The 19,596-nt window shown below is 45.4% G+C and carries 16 protein-coding genes; 11 read left to right on the top strand and 5 right to left on the bottom strand.

The window, feature by feature from the left end:
• Nucleotides 1-69: 69 nt before the first annotated feature.
• Nucleotides 70-849 carry a hypothetical protein gene (locus JSU04_02050; protein ID MBS1969057.1) on the top strand — a complete coding sequence of 260 codons (780 nt, stop codon included), beginning with the start codon at nucleotides 70-72 and terminating at the stop codon, nucleotides 847-849.
• On the opposite strand, the gene mfd is transcribed toward JSU04_02050, so the two are convergent.
• Nucleotides 846-4,367 carry a transcription-repair coupling factor gene (gene mfd / locus JSU04_02045; protein ID MBS1969056.1) on the bottom strand — a complete coding sequence of 1,174 codons (3,522 nt, stop codon included), beginning with the start codon at nucleotides 4,365-4,367 and terminating at the stop codon, nucleotides 846-848. The two genes, JSU04_02050 and mfd, sit on opposite strands and share 4 nt — an antisense overlap.
• 116 nt (nucleotides 4,368-4,483) lie before the next feature.
• Between mfd and JSU04_02040 the strand changes: the two genes are divergently transcribed.
• The 7 genes from JSU04_02040 to JSU04_02010 are packed head-to-tail and all read left to right on the top strand — an operon-like array spanning nucleotide 4,484 to nucleotide 11,882.
• Complete coding sequence (locus tag JSU04_02040; protein ID MBS1969055.1) at nucleotides 4,484-4,852, top strand: NADH-quinone oxidoreductase subunit A; 369 nt, start codon at nucleotides 4,484-4,486, stop codon at nucleotides 4,850-4,852.
• A 3-nt stretch (nucleotides 4,853-4,855) separates the two neighbouring features.
• On the top strand, nucleotides 4,856-5,983 hold the full coding sequence (locus JSU04_02035; GenBank protein MBS1969054.1) for an NADH-quinone oxidoreductase subunit H: 1,128 nt from the start codon (nucleotides 4,856-4,858) through the stop codon (nucleotides 5,981-5,983).
• 9 nt (nucleotides 5,984-5,992) lie between these two features.
• Nucleotides 5,993-6,523, top strand: coding sequence for an NADH-quinone oxidoreductase subunit J (locus JSU04_02030; GenBank protein MBS1969053.1), 531 nt, complete (start codon nucleotides 5,993-5,995; stop codon nucleotides 6,521-6,523).
• Nucleotides 6,510-6,836, top strand: coding sequence for an NADH-quinone oxidoreductase subunit NuoK (nuoK, locus tag JSU04_02025; protein ID MBS1969052.1), 327 nt, complete (start codon nucleotides 6,510-6,512; stop codon nucleotides 6,834-6,836). The genes JSU04_02030 and nuoK overlap by 14 nt, the downstream gene beginning before the upstream one ends.
• Before the next feature lie 6 nt (nucleotides 6,837-6,842).
• On the top strand, nucleotides 6,843-8,780 hold the full coding sequence (gene nuoL / locus JSU04_02020) for an NADH-quinone oxidoreductase subunit L (protein MBS1969051.1): 1,938 nt from the start codon (nucleotides 6,843-6,845) through the stop codon (nucleotides 8,778-8,780).
• Between the two features lie 4 nt (nucleotides 8,781-8,784).
• Complete coding sequence (locus JSU04_02015; GenBank protein ID MBS1969050.1) at nucleotides 8,785-10,419, top strand: NADH-quinone oxidoreductase subunit M; 1,635 nt, start codon at nucleotides 8,785-8,787, stop codon at nucleotides 10,417-10,419.
• Entirely contained in the window at nucleotides 10,419-11,882 is a 1,464-nt protein-coding gene (locus JSU04_02010; protein MBS1969049.1) for an NADH-quinone oxidoreductase subunit N, read from the top strand. Before JSU04_02015 ends, JSU04_02010 begins: the two co-directional genes overlap by 1 nt.
• Nucleotides 11,883-11,963: 81 nt before the next feature.
• On the opposite strand, the gene JSU04_02005 is transcribed toward JSU04_02010, so the two are convergent.
• Nucleotides 11,964-13,163, bottom strand: coding sequence for a patatin-like phospholipase family protein (locus JSU04_02005; protein ID MBS1969048.1), 1,200 nt, complete (start codon nucleotides 13,161-13,163; stop codon nucleotides 11,964-11,966).
• A 328-nt stretch (nucleotides 13,164-13,491) separates the two neighbouring features.
• Here JSU04_02005 and JSU04_02000 point away from each other — a divergent pair, with 328 nt between their 5' ends.
• From JSU04_02000 to JSU04_01990, 3 genes are read left to right on the top strand one after another with little or no spacing between them, the layout of a single operon-like run.
• The gene (locus tag JSU04_02000; protein ID MBS1969047.1) at nucleotides 13,492-13,896 is read left to right on the top strand and encodes a hypothetical protein; all 405 of its coding nucleotides are present in this window, start codon (nucleotides 13,492-13,494) and stop codon (nucleotides 13,894-13,896) included.
• 11 nt (nucleotides 13,897-13,907) lie between these two features.
• Complete coding sequence (locus tag JSU04_01995; GenBank protein MBS1969046.1) at nucleotides 13,908-14,210, top strand: hypothetical protein; 303 nt, start codon at nucleotides 13,908-13,910, stop codon at nucleotides 14,208-14,210.
• Between the two features lie 9 nt (nucleotides 14,211-14,219).
• Nucleotides 14,220-14,945 carry a hypothetical protein gene (locus JSU04_01990; GenBank protein MBS1969045.1) on the top strand — a complete coding sequence of 242 codons (726 nt, stop codon included), beginning with the start codon at nucleotides 14,220-14,222 and terminating at the stop codon, nucleotides 14,943-14,945.
• A gap of 30 nt (nucleotides 14,946-14,975) precedes the next feature.
• On the opposite strand, the gene JSU04_01985 is transcribed toward JSU04_01990, so the two are convergent.
• The 3 genes from JSU04_01985 to lon all read right to left on the bottom strand — a co-directional run bounded on the left by JSU04_01985 (nucleotide 14,976) and on the right by lon (nucleotide 19,566).
• Entirely contained in the window at nucleotides 14,976-16,346 is a 1,371-nt protein-coding gene (locus JSU04_01985) for a hypothetical protein (GenBank protein ID MBS1969044.1), read from the bottom strand.
• A gap of 7 nt (nucleotides 16,347-16,353) precedes the next feature.
• The gene (locus JSU04_01980; protein ID MBS1969043.1) at nucleotides 16,354-17,016 is read right to left on the bottom strand and encodes an SLATT domain-containing protein; all 663 of its coding nucleotides are present in this window, start codon (nucleotides 17,014-17,016) and stop codon (nucleotides 16,354-16,356) included.
• Nucleotides 17,017-17,154: 138 nt separating this feature from the next.
• Nucleotides 17,155-19,566 carry an endopeptidase La gene (gene lon / locus JSU04_01975; protein ID MBS1969042.1) on the bottom strand — a complete coding sequence of 804 codons (2,412 nt, stop codon included), beginning with the start codon at nucleotides 19,564-19,566 and terminating at the stop codon, nucleotides 17,155-17,157.
• Nucleotides 19,567-19,596: the final 30 nt, after the last annotated feature.

The following is a 19,596-nucleotide window of genomic DNA, read 5'->3' as shown; positions in this document are numbered from 1 at the left end:
GCGGAAACAAACTTCCATAGAATAAGAATAACAGTTTCGTCCTCCCACTACAGGCGAGAATGCGTGGTTATGAAGAAAATGAACTTACGTCTTAAGGCTTACGATTTGCTGACAGCGACCTTGGTCTGTCTTATTACGACCTTGATCGTAAGCACTGCCGTGGCTGCGGAAGAGGACGCTCCTCCCGTCGAGGACTATCGCACAGCCAGCGACCTCGTGGAACTTCACTACCCCGTCAACGTTCAAGCTCCGTACAAACAACGCCGTGAAACGAATGGTTTTATGTTTGATGCCGGCTATGAGAACGTGATGCTCGATCGCTATGTCTCTATTGCGGACTTCAAAACGTTCTACCAAGAGATGTTCGGTGAAACCGAGTTTCCTCTCGTGAATGTCGATTTCAGTTATAAGTACAATTTCATTCTAGGATCTCTTCTTGCGACTGTCGGTTACGGTTATGGTTCGATTTCCGACGATGCCTCTGGTGTAAAGAGAACACTGACACTCACAAAGGTTCGCGGTTCTGTGAGCTACTTGGCAGATAATATGTTTAATGAACCGTATGTTGTTCCTTACGGAACGATTGGCTATCAGAACCTCGGCATTGAAGAAAAAGCGGATGATGTTGGATATAGCCATGCCGTTGATACGATTTACTATCAAATGGGGCTTTTGTTTCAGTTGGATTGGCTCGATCCCTCTTATTCGAAGAGAACTATTTCCGAATACAGCCTGCAAAATACTTATTTAGATGTCTTTATGTCTAAGTACGAACCAAGTTCTAATTCAGAAGACCCTGATACCAGCACGGATTTCATGTTTGGTGCAGGCATTCGCCTCGAGTTCTAAGTTTGTTTTAAGAGATACTCGAGTTCTTCGTAAACATTCGCCCAAGTAATAGTGTTCATGCGGATATTTAAACGGTTATCAGGCGTGATGGCGTATTTTTTATTCTCGCGCATTGCGAGCTGAATAGCGGTCTCTGGTTTCAGTGGGGTCTTCTCAGTAAAGATCAAAGAAACAGTTTTTACTCCCGCGCTCAGATCACGTACACCGAGATCTTTACAGAGTTTTCTAATGAGCATCACGCCCATCAAATTCAATGTCGGCTCTGGAATTTCGCCGAACTGATCTTTGAGCTCTTCTTCGATACGATCTAAATCATCCGTAGAGTTAATGTCAGCCAATGCTTTATAGTAACTGAGACGAATGCGGATATCGGCAATGTACTTATCTGGAATCATTGCGGGGATGCGCAAGTTGATTTCTGGATCAAGCTCGATATCGTCAACGGCTTCGCCTTTAGCCTCAGCGAGTGCCTCTTGCAGAAGCTCCATATAGAGTTCGTAACCAACAGCATTGACGTGACCTGATTGATCATCGCCAAGCATATTGCCGGCACCACGCAACTCTAAATCATACTGTGCGATTTTAATACCGCTACCGAGAGACGAGTTTTCTTGAATGATTTTGAGGCGCTCTTGTGCGTCTTTTTCGAGTTTGCGATCTCGCGGCATCATCAAATAGCAATAAGCACGGGCTTTACTTCGGCCAACACGTCCGCGCAATTGATACAATTGACTCAGGCCAAACATTTGAGCCTGGTCGATGAACATGGTGTTCGCGCGCGGGATATCCATGCCAGACTCAACGATCGCCGTACAAACGAGGACATCGATCTCGTGATGGAAGAATTCCAGCATTGTTTTTTCGAGCTCGTCTTCATTCATTTGCCCGTGGGCGACGCGGATGCGGGCCTTTGGAACAATTGCGCGGATCTCATCGGCGATACCGTAAATACTTTGCACGCGGTTATGGATGAAATACACCTGACCGCCACGGCCGATTTCGGCCTCGATGGCTTTACGGATAGTTTCTTCATCGAACTTACAAACAAATGTTCTTGTCGGCAGGCGATCGACAGGAGCTGTATTAATCAAACTCAGGTCGCGAACACCCGCAAGACTCATATTAAGTGTGCGCGGAATTGGCGTCGCTGAAAGCGTGATTGAATCCACGTTCGTGCGCATTTTTTTAATCTTCTCTTTGTGAGTAACACCAAACTTTTGCTCTTCATCGATAATGAGTAAGCCAAGATCTTTAAAGCTCACGTCTTTGCTGAGGATTCGATGTGTTCCGATAAGGATATCGACCTTGCCCTCAGCCGTGCCCTTTGTGATTTGTTTTGCTTCAGCCGTTGTCACAAAGCGGTTCAGGGCTTTGATTTCAACTGGCCAACCTTGGAAGCGTTTTTTAAAGGTCTCTAAGTGCTGGAATGCGAGAACTGTTGTCGGCGCAAGGACTGCAACTTGTTTGCGATTTTGTACCGCAAAGAAAGCCGCACGCATTGCAACCTCGGTTTTACCAAAGCCCACGTCGCCGCAAATCAGGCGATCCATCGGCTTTGTTGATGCGAAGTCCTTGGCGATGTCACGAACGGCACGCAGCTGGTCTTCGGTTTCTTCATAAGCAAAACCATTTTCGAAGAGTTCATACTCGTTTTCATTGATTGGCATTGGAATGCGCTCAATCTCGGCCCGCTTTGCATAAAGCGCCAAAAGATCGTGAGCAATATCGCGAAGCTGGTTCTTAACTTTGGTTTTGGTTTTTTCCCAACCAACGCCGCCAAGCTTATCAAGAATGGTCGTTTGTGAAGCCCCCGAATACTTTTGAAGTTGGCCAACGCGATATACAGGAAGATAGAGTTTATCCTTATCTTTGTAGCCTACTTGAATGAATTCTGAATCAATGCCGTTAATAGGCATGATTTTAAGTCCTTCATAAACACCAATTCCGTGTTTGACGTGGACAACCAAATCGCCCGGCTTCAAATCACCGAAGCTCAAACGCTTTGCTTGCTTTTGGAAATCTTCAGAACCTTTTGATTCCGTTACACGTTGTTTGCGGCCGAAGAAGTCTTCTTCGCGCAAAAAGATGATCTGCTCTTCTTCTAAGCGGAGGCTTTCGGGCAAGTAGCGTGGAATCAGATGAATAATATTGCCAGAAGAATCTTGGTTTTGGATCCAAGTGTCCCACAAATACTCATTGGCGTCGCACTTGATCGGTTTAAAATCTAAGCGCTCGATGATGTGGCCAAGCCTTTCCATCTGCGATTGGTTTTTAATACCGACAAATATTTTATAACGATCCTCTTTCCAGCGACCGAGTTTTGTTTTCGCAGCCTGCAGCCACGGGTCCGAACTCGGCGAGAACGAAAGGCTAATATTAGAGAAGTCCGTTACCGGTGCCGCACGATACTCGATCTTTACCGAATCTGAGTTTTCCTCTTCGAGATATTCAAGCTTTGAAAAATAAATCTGCCGGGAATCCGAAGGAAGTTCGAGTTCATCAAAAGGAGTATAGAGATCTTTGATTTCAGGACGGATGACAGCTGTATCCGAGTTGCCAAAATCCTGCTTCATATCTGCGATCAAATCATCTGCGTAACGAGATATCTCTAATGGATCGAGCAACCAGATATTGAGCGATGAATTAAAATGATCAAAAGCAGTTGCGAGCTTCTTATAAAAATAGGGAAGTAAGAACTCTGTACCTGGGAAATAGTTTTTCAAAACAAGTGAACGCAGAAGTTCTTCGGATTCACCCTTGTCGATTTTGCGGCCTTCAAGAGTTTTCCGGAAGTTTTTCAACAGCTCTTCGTGATAATCATCGCGGAAAAGAATTTCGCGAGCAGGAACCACCGCCGCTTTTGAGATTTCTTCCTGGCTTCGCTGATCAACCGGATTAAAGAATCGCAGACTTTCAATTTGATCGCCGAAAAGTTCGATACGAACCGGGCGAGTTTGCGCCGGCGAAAAGATATCGATGATCCCACCACGCAAAGCATACTGACCGGAGTCCTCCACCATTGGAGCTGACTGGTAGCCAAGATTGTTTAAAAAATTAGCAATATTGTCTGGGAGCTCGGTTCCTGAACTCCAGATGTGTGTGTGATCCTTAAGTTCTTTGAAAGGAATCGTTTTTTGACACAGCGCTTGAATTGAGGTGATGAAGATTTCCCCGGGCTTCGCATGTTGAGCTCGGTAGAGAAACTGCAAGCGGTCCCCAATGGAACGCGCGTTTGGATAAAGACCCGAGTAAGGTGAAACGTCGAAATGATTAAATATGTAGCAGCTCTTTTGCGGATCAAAGAAGCGAATGAGTCGCTCTAACTCCTCTGCGGAGTGATGACTGCCAGTGATTACTAGATGCGGCAAGTTGTTAATTTGCTTAGAGTAAGTTTGAGACAAAAAGAAAGAAAGCGGCAACTCGGAGGAGCTTCCAACAACCTGAATTTTTGCTTTTTTAGATTCAAAGGCTCTTTCTAGAAGAGTCTCGAGTCTTGTATGGACTAACTCTGTTTTCATTTTTGTGTGATGTTGCCACTAGTTAGGTGATCTTTCCATTCATATTTCTTGGATTTCACGCAAGGCATGAGTATAAAGGATTATTCTCAATAACGTGTCAATAAGGGGAGGAAGCTGTGCCATTAGGCGGAGTTATATTTATCACTGTGTTCGTAGCGGTGTTTGGCTGCTTGTGTTTGTACTTGGGTCGCCTGTGCGGCGGCAAAAAATTTCAAGACGAAGTAAAGCTGGCGCCATATGAGTGCGGTATCCCTGGACAAGAAAAAAAGGAAACACGCGTTTCCGTAAAATTCTATCTTACTGCAATCCTCTTCATCCTTTTCGATATCGAGATCATCTTCATGTATCCATGGGCAACGAGCTTCAAAGAAATGATGGCGTCCGGAATCGGCGCTTACGCTTTGATCGCCATGATGATCTTCATCGCTGTTTTCATCTTTGGACTTTTCTGGGAAATCAAATCAAAAGCTTTGGAGTGGGACTAGATCATGGGTTCTGATGCATTCGAAATAACGATTAACTGTATTAAGCTTGTTCTTGTGTTTTTGTTGATGGTTCAAGCGGTTCCTATCCTTGTATGGCTTGAGCGTCGCGGATCTGGCTTCATTCAAAACCGTTTCGGTCCAAATCGCGTGGGTCCTTTGGGTTTGATGCAGCTTCTTGCCGATGCGGTGAAGTTCCTCACGAAAGAAGAGTTCAGCCCGAAAGCAGCAACTAAGTTGCTCTTCTATGCGGCTCCGGTCTTCGCCTTGATTCCTGGTACTTTGGGTTTTGCGGCAATTCCGATGGGCTCTCCGCTCAAATGGGATAACTACACGTTTGCAATTCAAGGCTATGATATCGGCGTTGGCATCGTGTTCATCTTGGGTGTTTCATCCTTGGCGGCCTACACGATTTTGATGGCGGGTTGGGGATCTGGAAACAAATACGCTCTGATGGGCGCATTGCGTGCGAGTGCCCAAACGATCAGTTACGAATTGGCTCTCGGTCTTTCAATCGTGGGCATCATCATGATGTACGGCACGTTCAACTTGAGCGAAATGATCGCGGCTCAGCAGGGCACGATGGTGTTCCATGCTTTCGGTAACACGATCGCAACGAGCTGGTTGCCTAACTGGGGTATCTTCTATCAACCGTTGGCAGCTGTGATTTTCTTTGCGGCAACTTTCGCCGAATCAAACCGTTTGCCATTCGATTTGGCGGAAGGCGAAGCGGAATTGGTTGCCGGCTTTCATACGGAGTACGGCGGCTTCAAAATGTTGCTGTTCTTCATCGGTGAGTACGGTCACATGATGGTTGCTTCAGGTTTGATGGCAACTTTCTTTTTCGGCGGTTACAACATTCCTTGGACAACGACTGAGCAAGTTTATCAATGGGCCTTGGGCATCGTTGGCACTGCTAACGGCGCGAGCGCTTTGACATCTTTGATCCACTTCATTTCGTTCACTGTTAAACTTGGAATCTTCCTTTGGATCTTTATTTGGGTTCGTTGGACTTTGCCGCGTTTCAGATACGATCAATTGATGGATTTGGGCTGGAAAACAATGCTCCCTTGGGCGTTGGCTAACACCATCCTTTCAGCGTTAGTCATTTTCGCAGTTTCACAAGTTTGGTAGAGGTTTATTGTGACAGCAGATAGTTTTTTATTTTGGTTGTTAGCAGCGGTGACCCTGATCAGTGGTCTTGCTGTTGTTTTGGTTTCTAATCCGATTTACTCAGCCCTTTGCTTGGCGATGACAATGGTGGGCGTCTCCGCGTTGTTCGCTACTTTAGGCGCATACTTCATTGCGGGCGTTCAGATGATCGTTTACGCCGGTGCGGTGTTGGTTCTCTTCGTCATGGTTCTGATGCTTTTCGACTTAAAGACGGAGCTGGGAACGTTCTCTCGCGGTAAGATCAGCGGTTTATTAAAGATCGCAACGATCGGTACTTTGGCAGGATTCCTTGCTGGTGCATTTAGCATGAGCATCGAGTTTGCCGAAAAGCCAGCGGCAAAAGCGGTTGTGGCGGGTGTTGATACAACTCACAACCTCGGAGTTCTCTTATTTACAAAATATATTCTTGGTTTCGAGGCCCTTGGCATCTTGCTTTTGGTTATCGCAATCGGAGTTGTAGGTCTTGCGCGCAGTAAAGGTGGAACACATGCCAAGCACTGATATCATTACCAATGTTGGTTTGAATCACTACCTCGTTCTTTCTGCATTACTTTTCGTAACCGGAATGGCTGGGGTTCTTATCAGAAGAAACATTATTGTTCTTTTGATGTCTATCGAGTTGATGTTGAACGCTGTAAATATCAGCTTTGTCGCTTTCAGCAAGTACCTCGATAAACTCGATGGCCAAGTTCTTGTGTTCTTCGTGATGACGATCGCTGCGGCTGAAGCTGCGGTTGGTTTGGCTATCGCGGTTTCAATTTTCAAACGTTATAAAGAAGTGAACATCCGCTTCTTCGAGCACCTGAAGGGATAATCGCCAATGAATCATACCATCCTGATGTCGATTTTGATCCTCAGCCCGTTCATCGGCTTTTTGATCAATGGCTTCCGTTATAAAAAGCACAACTACATAGTTGCGGGCTCAATCGCCACGGCAGCTGTGTTCATCTCCTTCATTTCGGCGGTTCTTTTGGTAGCTGACGTTGTTAGCTCACCGGAAGAAAGCCGTCGTATCGTAGTCACCTTCTTTGAGTGGATCACGGTCGGCAACCTGAAGATCGATGCGGCTTTTGTTGTCGATGAAATCAGCTCGATCATGATCTTGATCATTACGGGCGTTGGTTCTTTGATCCACTTGTTCTCGATCAGCTACATGCACCACGATAAAGGCGTTGCTAAGTACTTCGCGTACTTGAATCTCTTTATCTTTAATATGTTGCTCCTCGTTCTCGGTAGCAACTTGCTTGTGATGTTCGTTGGTTGGGAGGGCGTAGGTCTTTGCTCTTACCTCTTGATCGGTTTCTGGTTCACAGACAAAGAAAAAGCGGCGGCTGGTATGAAAGCCTTCGTTACAAACCGTGTGGGTGACGCGGCTTTCTTGCTTGGTATGTTCATCTTGTTCCTGACTTTCGGAACTTTGAACTTCCACGAGTTGAATGCTTTGGCGCCAACCACAGCTGAGGCCTCTTGGTTGGGTGCTGTGACTTTGGGTACTTTGTTCCTCTTTATCGGTGCGACTGGTAAGTCCGCGCAGATTCCATTGTATGTTTGGCTTCCAGACGCGATGGCAGGTCCAACTCCAGTTTCGGCGTTGATCCATGCCGCGACGATGGTGACTGCCGGCGTGTACATGATCGTGCGTTTGAATCCTTTGTTTGTTGTTGCTCCTAATACAATGGCTGTGATTGCAATCATTGGTGCTGCGACTGCAGTGATGGCGGCAACGATCGGTATGACCCAATGGGATATCAAGAAGGTTCTCGCTTACTCGACAGTTTCTCAGCTTGGCTATATGTTCTTGGCTTGCGGCGTGGGAGCTTTCGGCGCGGCAATGTTCCACTTGATGACTCACGCATTCTTTAAAGCCCTTATGTTCTTGGGTTCTGGTTCTGTGATCCATGCGATGCACGAAGAGCAAGATATCCGCAAGATGGGTGGTTTGAAGAAGTACATGCCAATCACTCACTTCACGTTCTTGTTGGGCTGGCTTGCAATCATCGGTATGCCACCATTCGCAGGGTTCTTCTCTAAGGATGAGATCTTGTGGGAGGCATTTACCTCTCCGTACGGTCACCCAGCTTTGTGGGCGGCAGGTGCGTTGGGCGCGACTTTAACTGCGTTCTATATGACACGTTTGATGGCTCTGACTTTCTGGGGCGGCAGCCGTGTTCCTAAGGATGTTCATCCGCACGAATCTGATGCGATGATGACAATCCCGTTGATCGTTCTTGGCGTTTTGTCAGTGATCGGCGGTTGGATCGGCATTCCGCACGTAATCGGCGAAGTCTTTGGTGGCATCCCTAATGTTTGGGAACACTGGTTGCATCCTTTGATCAAAGAAGTTCCAGCAGCGGCAGAAGGTCATCATGATGCGAGCCTCGAGTGGACTTTTATGGCGATCTCAGTTGGTTTGGCGGCGGTTTCTGCGATTGTTGCTTTCCAAATGTATGTTCGCAAACCAGGCAGCTCTGAAAAAGTGGCGCAAGGTTTGGGTCCAGTTTACAAAGCTATTTACCACAAGTACTTCGTGGACGAAGCTTACTTCGGAGCGATTATCAATCCGTTGGTTAAGTTCAGCCGCGTTCTTTGGTACTACGTAGACGTTAACTTTATTGATAAATGCACTTACTGGGTGAGCGATGTTGTGAAGGGCGGGGGTTCTCTCGTTCGTTCACTTCAAACGGGCAATATGCAGCAATATGCAATGTATATTGGTATTGGCTTGGTATTTGTTCTCTCCATCCTTTTGATGAGGTAATTTCATGTTACTCAGCGCGATTGTTTTTCTGCCTCTTTTATTTGCCCTGATTATCGCCCTCTGGCCGAAGACGAACTCGATTCGTCCTTTGGCTTTCGGTTTTGCGATTATCGAATTCATCTTGAGCCTTAGCATTCTGCAAAGATTCGACGCAAGCTCCGCAGCCCTTCAACTCGTTGAAAGACATGTGTGGATCGAGCGTTTTGGTATCTCTTACTTCATGGGTATCGACGGTTTGTCTTTGTGGCTTGTGATCATGACGACATTCCTTATGCCGATCATTATCCTTGCGAGCTGGACATCGATTGATAAGCGCGTAAAAGGCTTCCACGTTAGCCTCTTTGTTCTGCAAACAGCAATGTTGGGTACTTTCTTGGCGATGGATGCGATCTTCTACTACGTGTTCTGGGAGCTTTCTCTTGTACCAATGTACTTCATGGTTGGTATCTGGGGTGGTGCAAGACGTATCTACGCGACAGTGAAGTTCTTCATCTTCACTTTCGCCGGTTCAGTTTTGATGCTCGTAGCGATGATCTATATGATGTATCTCACGCAAGAGGCAACTGGCCAAATGAGTGCAAGCTTGCTTGAGTTCTATAAGTTAAAGATCCCGTTTGTTGGCGGTCAGTTCTTCAGCCTTCAAACATTGCTCTTCTTTGCATTTGCATTGGCATTTGCGATCAAAGTTCCGGTCTTCCCACTTCACACTTGGTTGCCTGACGCCCACGTTGAGGCGCCGACTCCAGGTTCTGTGATCTTGGCGGCCGTGATGTTGAAAATGGGTACTTACTCATTCCTTCGCTGGGTGATTCCTTTGTTCCCAGAAGCATCTGAATACTGGGCCTGGTTGTTCATGTTGATCGGTGTGATCGGGATCGTTTACGGTGCCCTGGTCGCGATGGTTCAGCCGGATATCAAGAAACTTGTGGCATACTCTTCAGTTTCTCACATGGGTTATGTATTGATCGGTATGTTCGCATTCAACGCGTTTGGTTTGCAGGGTTCTCTGTACCAAATGTTGAATCACGGTATCTCTACCGGCGCATTGTTCATCTTGATCGGTATGATTTACGAAAGAACTCACTCACGTGAGATTTCTAAGTACGGTGGTTTGGCAGGCGTATTGCCAATCTTCACGATCTTCTTCTTTATCATCACTTTGTCTTCGATCGCGGTTCCAATGACGAACGGTTTCGTCGGCGAGTTCTTGATCTTGCTCGGTACTTTCAAAGCGATGCCAGCTTATGCATATGTTGCAGTTCTTGGTGTTGTTTTGGGTGCGGTTTACATGCTTTGGATGTTCAAACGTGTATTCTTTGGCCAGCAAGGTGAATTGGTGAAAGATGATCATCACCCACTTCATGATCTTAATATGCGCGAAATCGCCGTGATGGTTCCGCTTGTTATCATGGTGTTCTGGATGGGTCTTTTCCCGAATCAGTTCCTTGATTGGTCTAAAGCCAGCGTTGAGCATTTGATCCAAAATCGCTCTGGCTACAGCCTCACAATCTACGGCGCTTCTCAGGCCGAAGCTGCTACACCAGCAGCAACAGAAACAGCGCCTGCAGCGGCGTCGGAATCTACTCCGGCTCCAACAGAGCAAGCAACTCCAGCAGCACAAGAGGGAGCGACTAAATAATGAAAGCGAATATCTCAATTAACGATCTACTTCTTATTTCGCCGATGATTGCGCTCTTCTTGGTGAGCTTGATCCCGATCACTCTCAAAGTGTTGAGAGGCAATCGCGAGCAGAATCCTTTGTCTACTTTGATCCAAGGCTTGATCGGGCTTGTGATCGCAGCGGTTCTTTTGGGTATTTTTGCAGGTGCGACCGGTGCAACGGCTTTCTCGCATAGCCTTGTATTTGACGGTATTACTCAGTGGATGGGCATCATCGCACTCGCAGCGGCTGCGGGTTCTTTGGTTTTGATGTACGAAAATCCAGCGACAAAAGGAAATCAGTTTTCTGAGTTGGTTTTCTTAACTCTGAGCTCAGCTTTAGGTATGTTGATCCTGGTTTCTGCGGCCGATCTTTTGATGATCTTCATCGGTCTTGAGACAATGTCTTTGTCTTTGTACTTGATGATCGGCATGAGCCACGAAGAAAAGCTCGCGAAAGAAGCGGCATTGAAATACTTCGTATTGGGCGGCTTCGCTTCTGCGATCTTCCTTTACGGTGTGGCGTTCATCTTCGGCTCTACTGGCAGCACAAACATCTTGGACTTCTTGGAAACGGCAAGAAACTTGGTGGCGACTAGCCGCTTGTTCTTGTTCGGTATCACGTTCGTGATCGTGGGCTTCTGCTTTAAAGTATCGATTGCTCCGTTCCACGCATGGACTCCGGATGTTTATCAAGGTGCGCCGACTCCGCTTTCTGGTTTCATGGCAACAGCTGTGAAAACAGTATCGTTTGCGGCGTTCTTGAGAATCATTGCAACTCGAAGCTTGGAAGGTTCTCAAAACCTTTTCGACGTTCTTCAGTGGTTGGCAGTGATCACGATGATCGTTGGTAACGTAGCAGCGATTTTGCAAAACAACTTGAAACGCATGATCGCATACTCAAGTGTTGCTCACTCAGGTTATATCTTAGTGGGTATTATCACCGCAGGCGTCAGCGATGTTGGTTCTTTTGGTGCTTCTGGGGTGATCTTCTACTTGATCAGTTACGCATTGATGACCTTGGGCTGTTTCGCAATCGTAAGCATGCTTGAAAGTTCAGAGAATTCGGTAGTGAATGTCGATGATTTGGCAGGTTTGGCAAGCAGACGTCCTTTGTTGGCACTTTGCTTTACAATCTTCCTCTTGTCTTTGGCGGGGATCCCACCGACAGTTGGTTTCTTCGGTAAATTCTATCTTTTCAACGCAGCGATCGGTGAAGGCCTCTTGTGGCTAACAATCTGGGGTGTGTTGAGCTCTGTCATCAGTGTTTACTACTATCTCCGTCCAGTCGTTGTAATGTACATGAAAGAGGGCGATGCAGAAGTTGCGGGTCACTCTTTGAATGCAACAACTGTAACAGTTCTTGTTTCTGCAGTTTGTATCGTATTGCTCGGCCTGGTATCTGGCCCGATCTTTACAGCTGTTGAAAAGAGTTTGATGTAGTTCTGGCTAAAGCTAGAAATGAAAAACCCGGGTTATCCCGGGTTTTTTTATGCCCAAAACCTTGTGGTCTTTCCTAGACAACTACAGATCGTGATGTCTTAAAGTATTATAAGCGGATTTAAATCCGACTCTGACAATTCGAGCTAGAATCTGTGGATTTAAACTAAAATGGTCGACGAAGAACATCTCATAGTTCTGCGGGCGAGGATGGATATATATATAGTCAACACCCGGTTTGAACTTACCGTTTTCACGAACCTTGTCTAATAACTGAGTGCGGAGCTCGTCCGGAAGCTTATGTTCTTTAAAGAACCCATCTACTTCCTGATAAATCTTGCGCATATTAGATTGGTATTCGATATGCTTCGCAATTTTCTGTTGGATCACTTGGTACAGAGCTTGGTTAATAATCACCGGGATTCCGTACTTATGAAGCGAACCCATTTCCGGAGTATAGTGATAAGGCTGGACCGAGTAAGATGAAATCACTAAGTCGGCACCATGATCAGCCGCTACGTGAGTCGACAAAGTATCGCGGATCTCGCCATCGAAATAGAAGATCTCTTTGCCGTCAGGCCGAGTAATTCCGTACGGTGAAAACACCGGCGGAAGAGAAGCTGAACAAGCAACAGCCTCGCTGATGGTGGAATATCCTATATACTTAGTGGTTCCGTTTTTTGATTCCTCAGGAAAATTCCCGAAAATCGCCTTACGGGTATGATTCAACTGAGTCCCGATCACAAACAACTCAACACCCAAACGGGCAAAGTCGTTCTCGATCAGCACCTCTTTGCGGAGATATTTCTCCAAGCCTTTGGTCGTGAAGAGCCCGTTGAGTTTGAATCCATTCTTAACGAAGGTTTCAATCCCGCCGGCCACCAAAGATTTGCGCAAAAAAGTATCGGGGATGAGGTTTAGGATATTCATCCCATTCACGCTAAAAATGTCGCGGTAACTCATCGGCTTCAGATATTGAATGTCGTCCTTATTAAAGACGGGCTCATTTCCGGAACCAACTTGGAAAGCATTGATCAAAGATTCAATCGGGTAGCCGGCTGCAAGAACCGAAGCCACAAAAGCTCCGGCGCTGGAGCCAACATACATGCGAATCGTGAGCGGAAGATCGTCGGGATACTTTTGACGCACGATCTCTTTTTGCCCGCCAGCGGTGTTGAAACCGAGTTCTTTAAGGGCCAGAAGCACCCCGATATGAAAGGCGGCGGCTTTAATTCCTCCTCCACTCAAGACTAGGGCTATCTTCTTTTTCTCTCGAATACGCATGGGAAAATTATTCCACTAATTATGAGATATTCAACGGAAGAATGGTCGAAAACCCTTGATCAGCGCGGGAACAGCGGCTTGAATAGGACCATGGTCTAGGGTGAACAGTGTGAATACCCAGCCTCAGGTCGAGAAATTGGCTGAGTAATCACACAAAAGGCTGATAAATTTGACAGTCGACCTTGGTGTGATAAAACTGATTACGCAAGCTGGAGACAGCTGAATAGGCGGAGTGAAGATGACTAGTATGCCTAACGGGGAGAGAACTCCCAACACGAATGAGTCTTGGTTGGTCCTGATGGACTACTCAACTAAGTACAAAGTGAGTGTGAGCACGCTACGTCGTCGGATCAAAGCTGAAGATATTAAGTACAGGCTCGAAGATGGTAAATACTTTATTATCGACGAACCGATGAGTACCCACCAGCGCGTACATCGCCCCTCCCTAGAAAGCGACCTCGCACAGGTGGGTGCTCATCAAGGAAACCAAACGGCTCCGAGTTCTGCGTCTTCTAAACCGGACATCTCAGATAAAATTGCTATGGCAAAAAACGACGAGCCGATCCTTACAGCAGCTAATAAACTTCTGACCGAACTCAAAAAAGCTTACACGCAAATCCTCCAAGAAAAAGAAGAACAGATGTTGATGCTCAAAGATGAGGTCGCAGATCTGAAAACTTTGGTGCGTGTTCTTGAAAGCGAAAACGAAAGACTCAAAGGATTTAAACAATAGGAGAAAAACCTATGAAATCTGTTTTGGTAAGTGCAATTTTATTGTTGAGTGTAGCTGCCCAGGCAAATCACTGCAAAACGGGCGATCTTAAAGACTGCGGTAAAGTTCTGAAGGCCAAAGAGGGTTCTGAGGAATTTAACTCTACTTACGATTCTATCTGCTCAGAAAACAAAACTTTCAAATGTCTGAAGCGCACCGTTCGTGGTGACGTGAAAGAGGAGCTCAAGTACATGAAAGAAGAGTTCCCAAAAGCCCAGCTCTTTACCACTAAAGAGAGCGGTGAAGACAAAGTTTTTGTTCTTGATAAAAAGTAAACCCCTCCCATGTCGGCCAAAATGCGATTCTTCTTTTTAGGGTCGTTAGCACTCGTGGTTTTGGCCATGTCTTGGCTGGTATTCCGTGGATACCAAGCCAATCAAGAACCGGCGCCGGAAGTCACTTCCAATACGGTAACAGCCGCGCCGGTTTCTAAATCAGATTCTGAAAAGCCAAAACCGTCAGCGACGGCTACGAAAGTCGCAAAATCCGATGTGCCCACAACAGCACCTGCTACGAAAGCCATTGATGCTTCTCCAAAAAAGAAAGAGGCGAGTAAGGGCTCTTGGATTACTCCTTCTGAAATTACCTACCTAGATCAATCACCTCAGCAAAAGATGATTCTAGATTATTTAAAGGCAGTGGGGACTTTCAATACACCTCCAAAAGCAGAGCCGGTTTTCGTTGGCATGAACGATCAGGGTCTTGAGCAATATGAATACGATACTTTCGATGATGGTCACGTCGTTCAGTGGAAAAGAAGCGGCGATACCGCGGTAGAACAAATCGAATACCCGGGCGGTGATAAAGTGACTCGCCGGGCACCTGAAAATGACCGGCCATTCACCGAAGTATCGTATGAAAGCAAAGCCAACGGAACTTTTCAAAGCGTAAATTACCGAAATAATGGAACCGTCGAATCGATCCAAGATACAAAAGGCAAGACCACAACGATTTATTACTATGATGAGCAGGGCCGGCTCACTGATGTTTATCATTACAACGAAAAATAGAAGCTCTAAAGCAGGATATTCTAAGTGAAATTAGTCTAATTCGATAGGATCTCTCCCGGAGATAATATCTTCAACTTGAATATTTTCCCAAACAAGTAGCTTTGATCCAACCCGAGTCATGACTCGCACGTCACCGTCTTGCGAAATAACGAAACCAACAGCTGAAGGATTGTAGTAGCAGTAACGAATCATTGAGCGGTGGCGCGTTCCAAATTGCGTTGGATCAAGCTTCTTGAGGTGTCGGGCTTTTGGATCAGATTTCGATGCTAAATAGACACTCTTTGCCTCTCGACGCTCACGAATTTCAACTCCAAAACCGCTAGTAATAAGACCCTTAGAAAGCAAAATGGCGCCGTCAACTCGCGACATTGAGGAGATGAAATTTAAACAACCAATTTCTGCCTCTTGATTGTCTTCATAGGCATCATTAGCAACTGACTCATTTAGATAAAGAGAGACTGGCATAGCGTTGGAGTCTTGGCTAGTGTATCGATGATGGACTTCCTCGGCATATTCATTTCTTAAGATATAGTTAAATACCTTATCTTGGAGATTCTTATTCAGTCGATCATATCTTAAGTCGTATTTTATATGAAGATTTGCTTTCCGATTTGTAGGATTAAGAATAATTGCGCCACCATGTCGAGTTCGACGAATTTGAAGTAGAACTTTTCGGAAAACAGACAGCCAAGCATCCCGTATGTCCGGTATCCAATCGTATTCTAGATCGATAGATTGTTTTTCAATTCTAGAATGAACTTTAATTGCAAAATCTTGTATATAAGGAACAAGCTTCTTAAAAATGGGTCCTTCCTCAAAAACATTGTGAAACTCTGAGACTATGCTTTGATTGCGTAAAGTCGTAACTAAGACATTACCGTCATAAACGGAAATTATTCCAGGCCCTTCAACTTCAACTTGAAAAATTCCTGGTCTTCCGAAAGATCCACTGCGATCGTGATTCACAGATCGTCTATATACAACCTCTTGATCGGTAGCGCCCCAGATAATTGGGGTTCCGCTCTTATCTACAAAAACGGCAACAGCTGAAAACGCAGGATTAATTGCACTTGAGAGTTTGACTATATTCTTGATATTAAAAGGTGATTTGTCCTTGAAGGAGACAAAGGTCCATCTATGGGGCCTAACGCGTTTGGGTGGAAGTGGGTCGGGGGATTTAGGATTAGCATATACAACTGTAAATGATATTTCTTTTCCTTCTTCGGTACGCATACTAGCAAAAAAGCAAACTTCCAGAATTTTTCTGAGAGCACTGCGGTTTACACGCTTTCTGCCGACCCGCATAAGGTATTCATAAAGAATATCCGCCACATCAGACGGGTAGCCGTGTTTAGTTCTAAGTTGAGAAGCAGTTCTCTTCTTAAAAAAAACAAAACTCATAATAGCCTCACTTAACTTGAAGACATTTAATTGCAGCCGCTAAAATCAATACACCAAGAAAAAAGAAAATCTGAACATACGGACGCCTTTTCAAGATAAGGCTCAGAGTTACTTTAAAATACAATGCGACTATAAGAAAAAAATCCTTAGCAAACCACTTGCCAACAGAATTAATTTTCAGATAGTTTTTTATCTCTTTACTTTTGTTATTTAAATCTGAAGCGAGCTTATCGATCTCGTTATGATTTTCATACTCTTTTAGCAGGTCGTAATACTTCTTATTTAAACTATTGTAGACATCGATTGGAACTTCCAGCTTATCATTATTTGCATAGGCATCGATATTTGATATTAGTTCTCCAATACTATTCCCGCAGTCTAATGCTTTCGAAGAACGTTCTTGATATTTTCCACTACTGAGTACTGAGGAAGCCGTAGCGATCGCGACTCCAAAAAAGGCGGAGATAGCAGCTGGAAGATTATTTAATGTTAAAACATTTGCCAATGAGAGAGTGGAAATTAAAGCAGAGAGAAGAGAATAGAAAGTAATCAAAGTTTGAATTGAATTCCCACTCTCTCTAAGGCGCTCACTGTAATTAAATCGGCAATACTGAGTTGTTTGAAGGCGTTTTCGGAACTCTACGATAACATTTTGATCGGTAATTTTCATGTAATATATATCGGCCATAGACTAAACTTGTTTAGTCTGTTAATAATAAAAAGCCAGGTACTAGACCTGGCTTTTTATTGCTCTTAGGGAGGAGCGATGTTGCGGGAGCCGAGCCCAAGGGGATCGGCCAGTGAACAACTAAGCTGCAGCTGCTGGAGCTTTTGGCTTTTTGCCGTCTTTTTTGCCGCCAGGAGTTTTCTTAACTCCCTTGGCATTTTTGTCAAAGACTACCGCGAAAACTTCATCGAGGTTTTCAGCCAAGATGAAATTCATTTTATCTTTAAACTGCTTAGGAATATCAGTGAGGTCCTTAGCATTCGCGAACGGTACGATCACGTTCGTGATACCTTGGTTCAAAGCTGCCAAGCATTTTTCACGGATACCACCGACAGGAAGTACACGGCCTTGCAGTGTTACTTCACCAGTCATTGCGATGTCATGGCGAACAGGAGTGTCCGTCATCAAGCTCACAAGAGCTGTTGTCAGAGTGATACCTGCTGAAGGACCATCTTTAGGGATAGCGCCTGCTGGCAAGTGAACGTGGATATCAAACTTCTCGAAGAAGTCAGCTGGGATATCGAGTTCTTCCATGTGAGCTTTTGTATAGCTCATTGCTGCGTGAGCAGATTCCTTCATTACGTCACCCAATTGGCCAGTCAGCATCAAGCCGCCTTTGCCTTTCATTTTCAGGGCTTCAACGTGCAGAACTTCACCGCCAGCCTGAGTCCAAGCAAGACCTTGTACGATACCTACTTGAGAATCTGGCAATTTGTCTTCACGCAAGAAGCGTGGAGGGCCAAGAAGTTCTGGAACAGTCGTAGCATTTACCTCTACGAATTTAGTTTCGCTCATCACAACCATCTTAGCCACTTTACGGCAGATAGAACCGACTTCGCGCTCGAGGTTACGAAGACCTGCTTCACGAGTGTAGCCGCCGATCAAGTATCTGATACCTTCATCAGTAAAGCTGATGTTTTCGTTCGTGATACCGTTGGCTTCGATCTGTCTGTCGATCAAATGTTTCTTAGTGATCAACAACTTATCGTTCTCTGTGTAACCAGGGATGTTGATGATTTCCATACGGTCACGCAAAGCTGGTGGGATATTCTCCAACACGTTCGCAGTTGCGATGAACAATACGTTTGAAAGATCGAAATCAACATTTAAGTAATTGTCGCGGAAAGTTGAGTTTTGTTCTGGATCCAAAACCTCCAACATTGCTGCTGATGGGTCACCACGGAAATCAGAACCGAGTTTATCAACTTCATCGAGAACGATCACTGGGTTGTTAGTTTTAGCTTGGCGAAGTGCTTGAATCACTTTACCTGGCATTGCACCAACATAAGTACGACGGTGACCGCGGATTTCAGCTTCGTCTTTCACGCCGCCGAGAGCGATACGGAAGTACTCACGACCCATTGATTTCGCGATTGAGCGACCAAGAGAAGTTTTACCTACACCAGGAGGACCCGCGAAGCAAAGGATAGGACCTTTGATAGATTGTTTTAATTTACGAACCGCGAGGAATTCCAAAACGCGATCTTTTGCTTTTTGAAGATCGTAGTGATCGTCATCAAGGATTTCTTTAGCTTTCGCCAAATCAAGAACGTCTTCAGTTTTCTTAGACCATGGAAGGTCTACCATCCAGTCGAGGTAAGTGCGCACCATTGTTGCTTCACTTGCATCTGGATGCATACGCTCAAGACGAGCCATTTGCTTCAAAGCTTCAGTTTCTACTGCTGGAGGCATACCCGCGTTGACGATTTTTTCGCGGAGTTCTTCCATTTCCTCGGACTTCGAGTCTTGCTCGCCGAGTTCGTTCTTTATAGCCTTCATTTGCTCGCGCAAGAAGTATTCACGCTGAGTTTTAGACATTTCGTCTTTAGCATTCGTGCGGATCTTAGCTTGCATTTGCATAACTTCAATCTCTGCAGCGAGAAGCTCGTTGACGATTTTAAGTCTTTCTTTTGGCTCAGAAGTCTCAAGAACTTTTTGAGCGTCTTGAACTTTGATACCCAAGTTACTAGCAACGAGGTCTGCTACGCGACCTGGATCGTTGACATCATCAAGAACCAAAAGGATGTCCGGAGAAAGAGGACGACCTAAAGCGATAATTCTTTCGATATGTTCTTTTGCAGTTCTGATCAGAGCTTCTGATTCAGATGCAGGAACTTGGAATTGTGATTCGTCGATTTTATCAACGGCAACTTCAAAGCTTGGGGCTGTCTTCACGTAGTTTTTAACACGTGCTTTAGCCACACCTTGAATCAAGATTTTTACGCGGCCATCAGAAAGCTTACGCATTCTCATGATCATCGCCACAGTACCGACTGTGTAGATTGATTCTGGAGTTGGATTTTCTTCGTTGATATCTTTTTGTGAAGCCAAGAAGATCAGGCGATTCTTAGCCAATGCTTCTTCAACAGAGCGGATCGAAGCCTCACGTCCCACAAAGAGTGGAATAATCATGTAAGGAAATACAACGATATCGCGAACTGGCAACATGGGAAGTGTCTGCGGGATCTCTAGTACTTTTTCGTCAAAGCTCATGTGGCTCCTCCGCTTCCAGGCGGGAAATAA

The sequence above is a fragment of the Bdellovibrionales bacterium genome, from assembly GCA_018266295.1.
Taxonomy (GTDB): Bacteria; Bdellovibrionota; Bdellovibrionia; order Bdellovibrionales; family Bdellovibrionaceae; genus JACMRP01.
The sequence above is the reverse complement of the archived record's forward strand: the minus strand, read 5'-3'. Positions and strand labels throughout refer to the sequence as shown.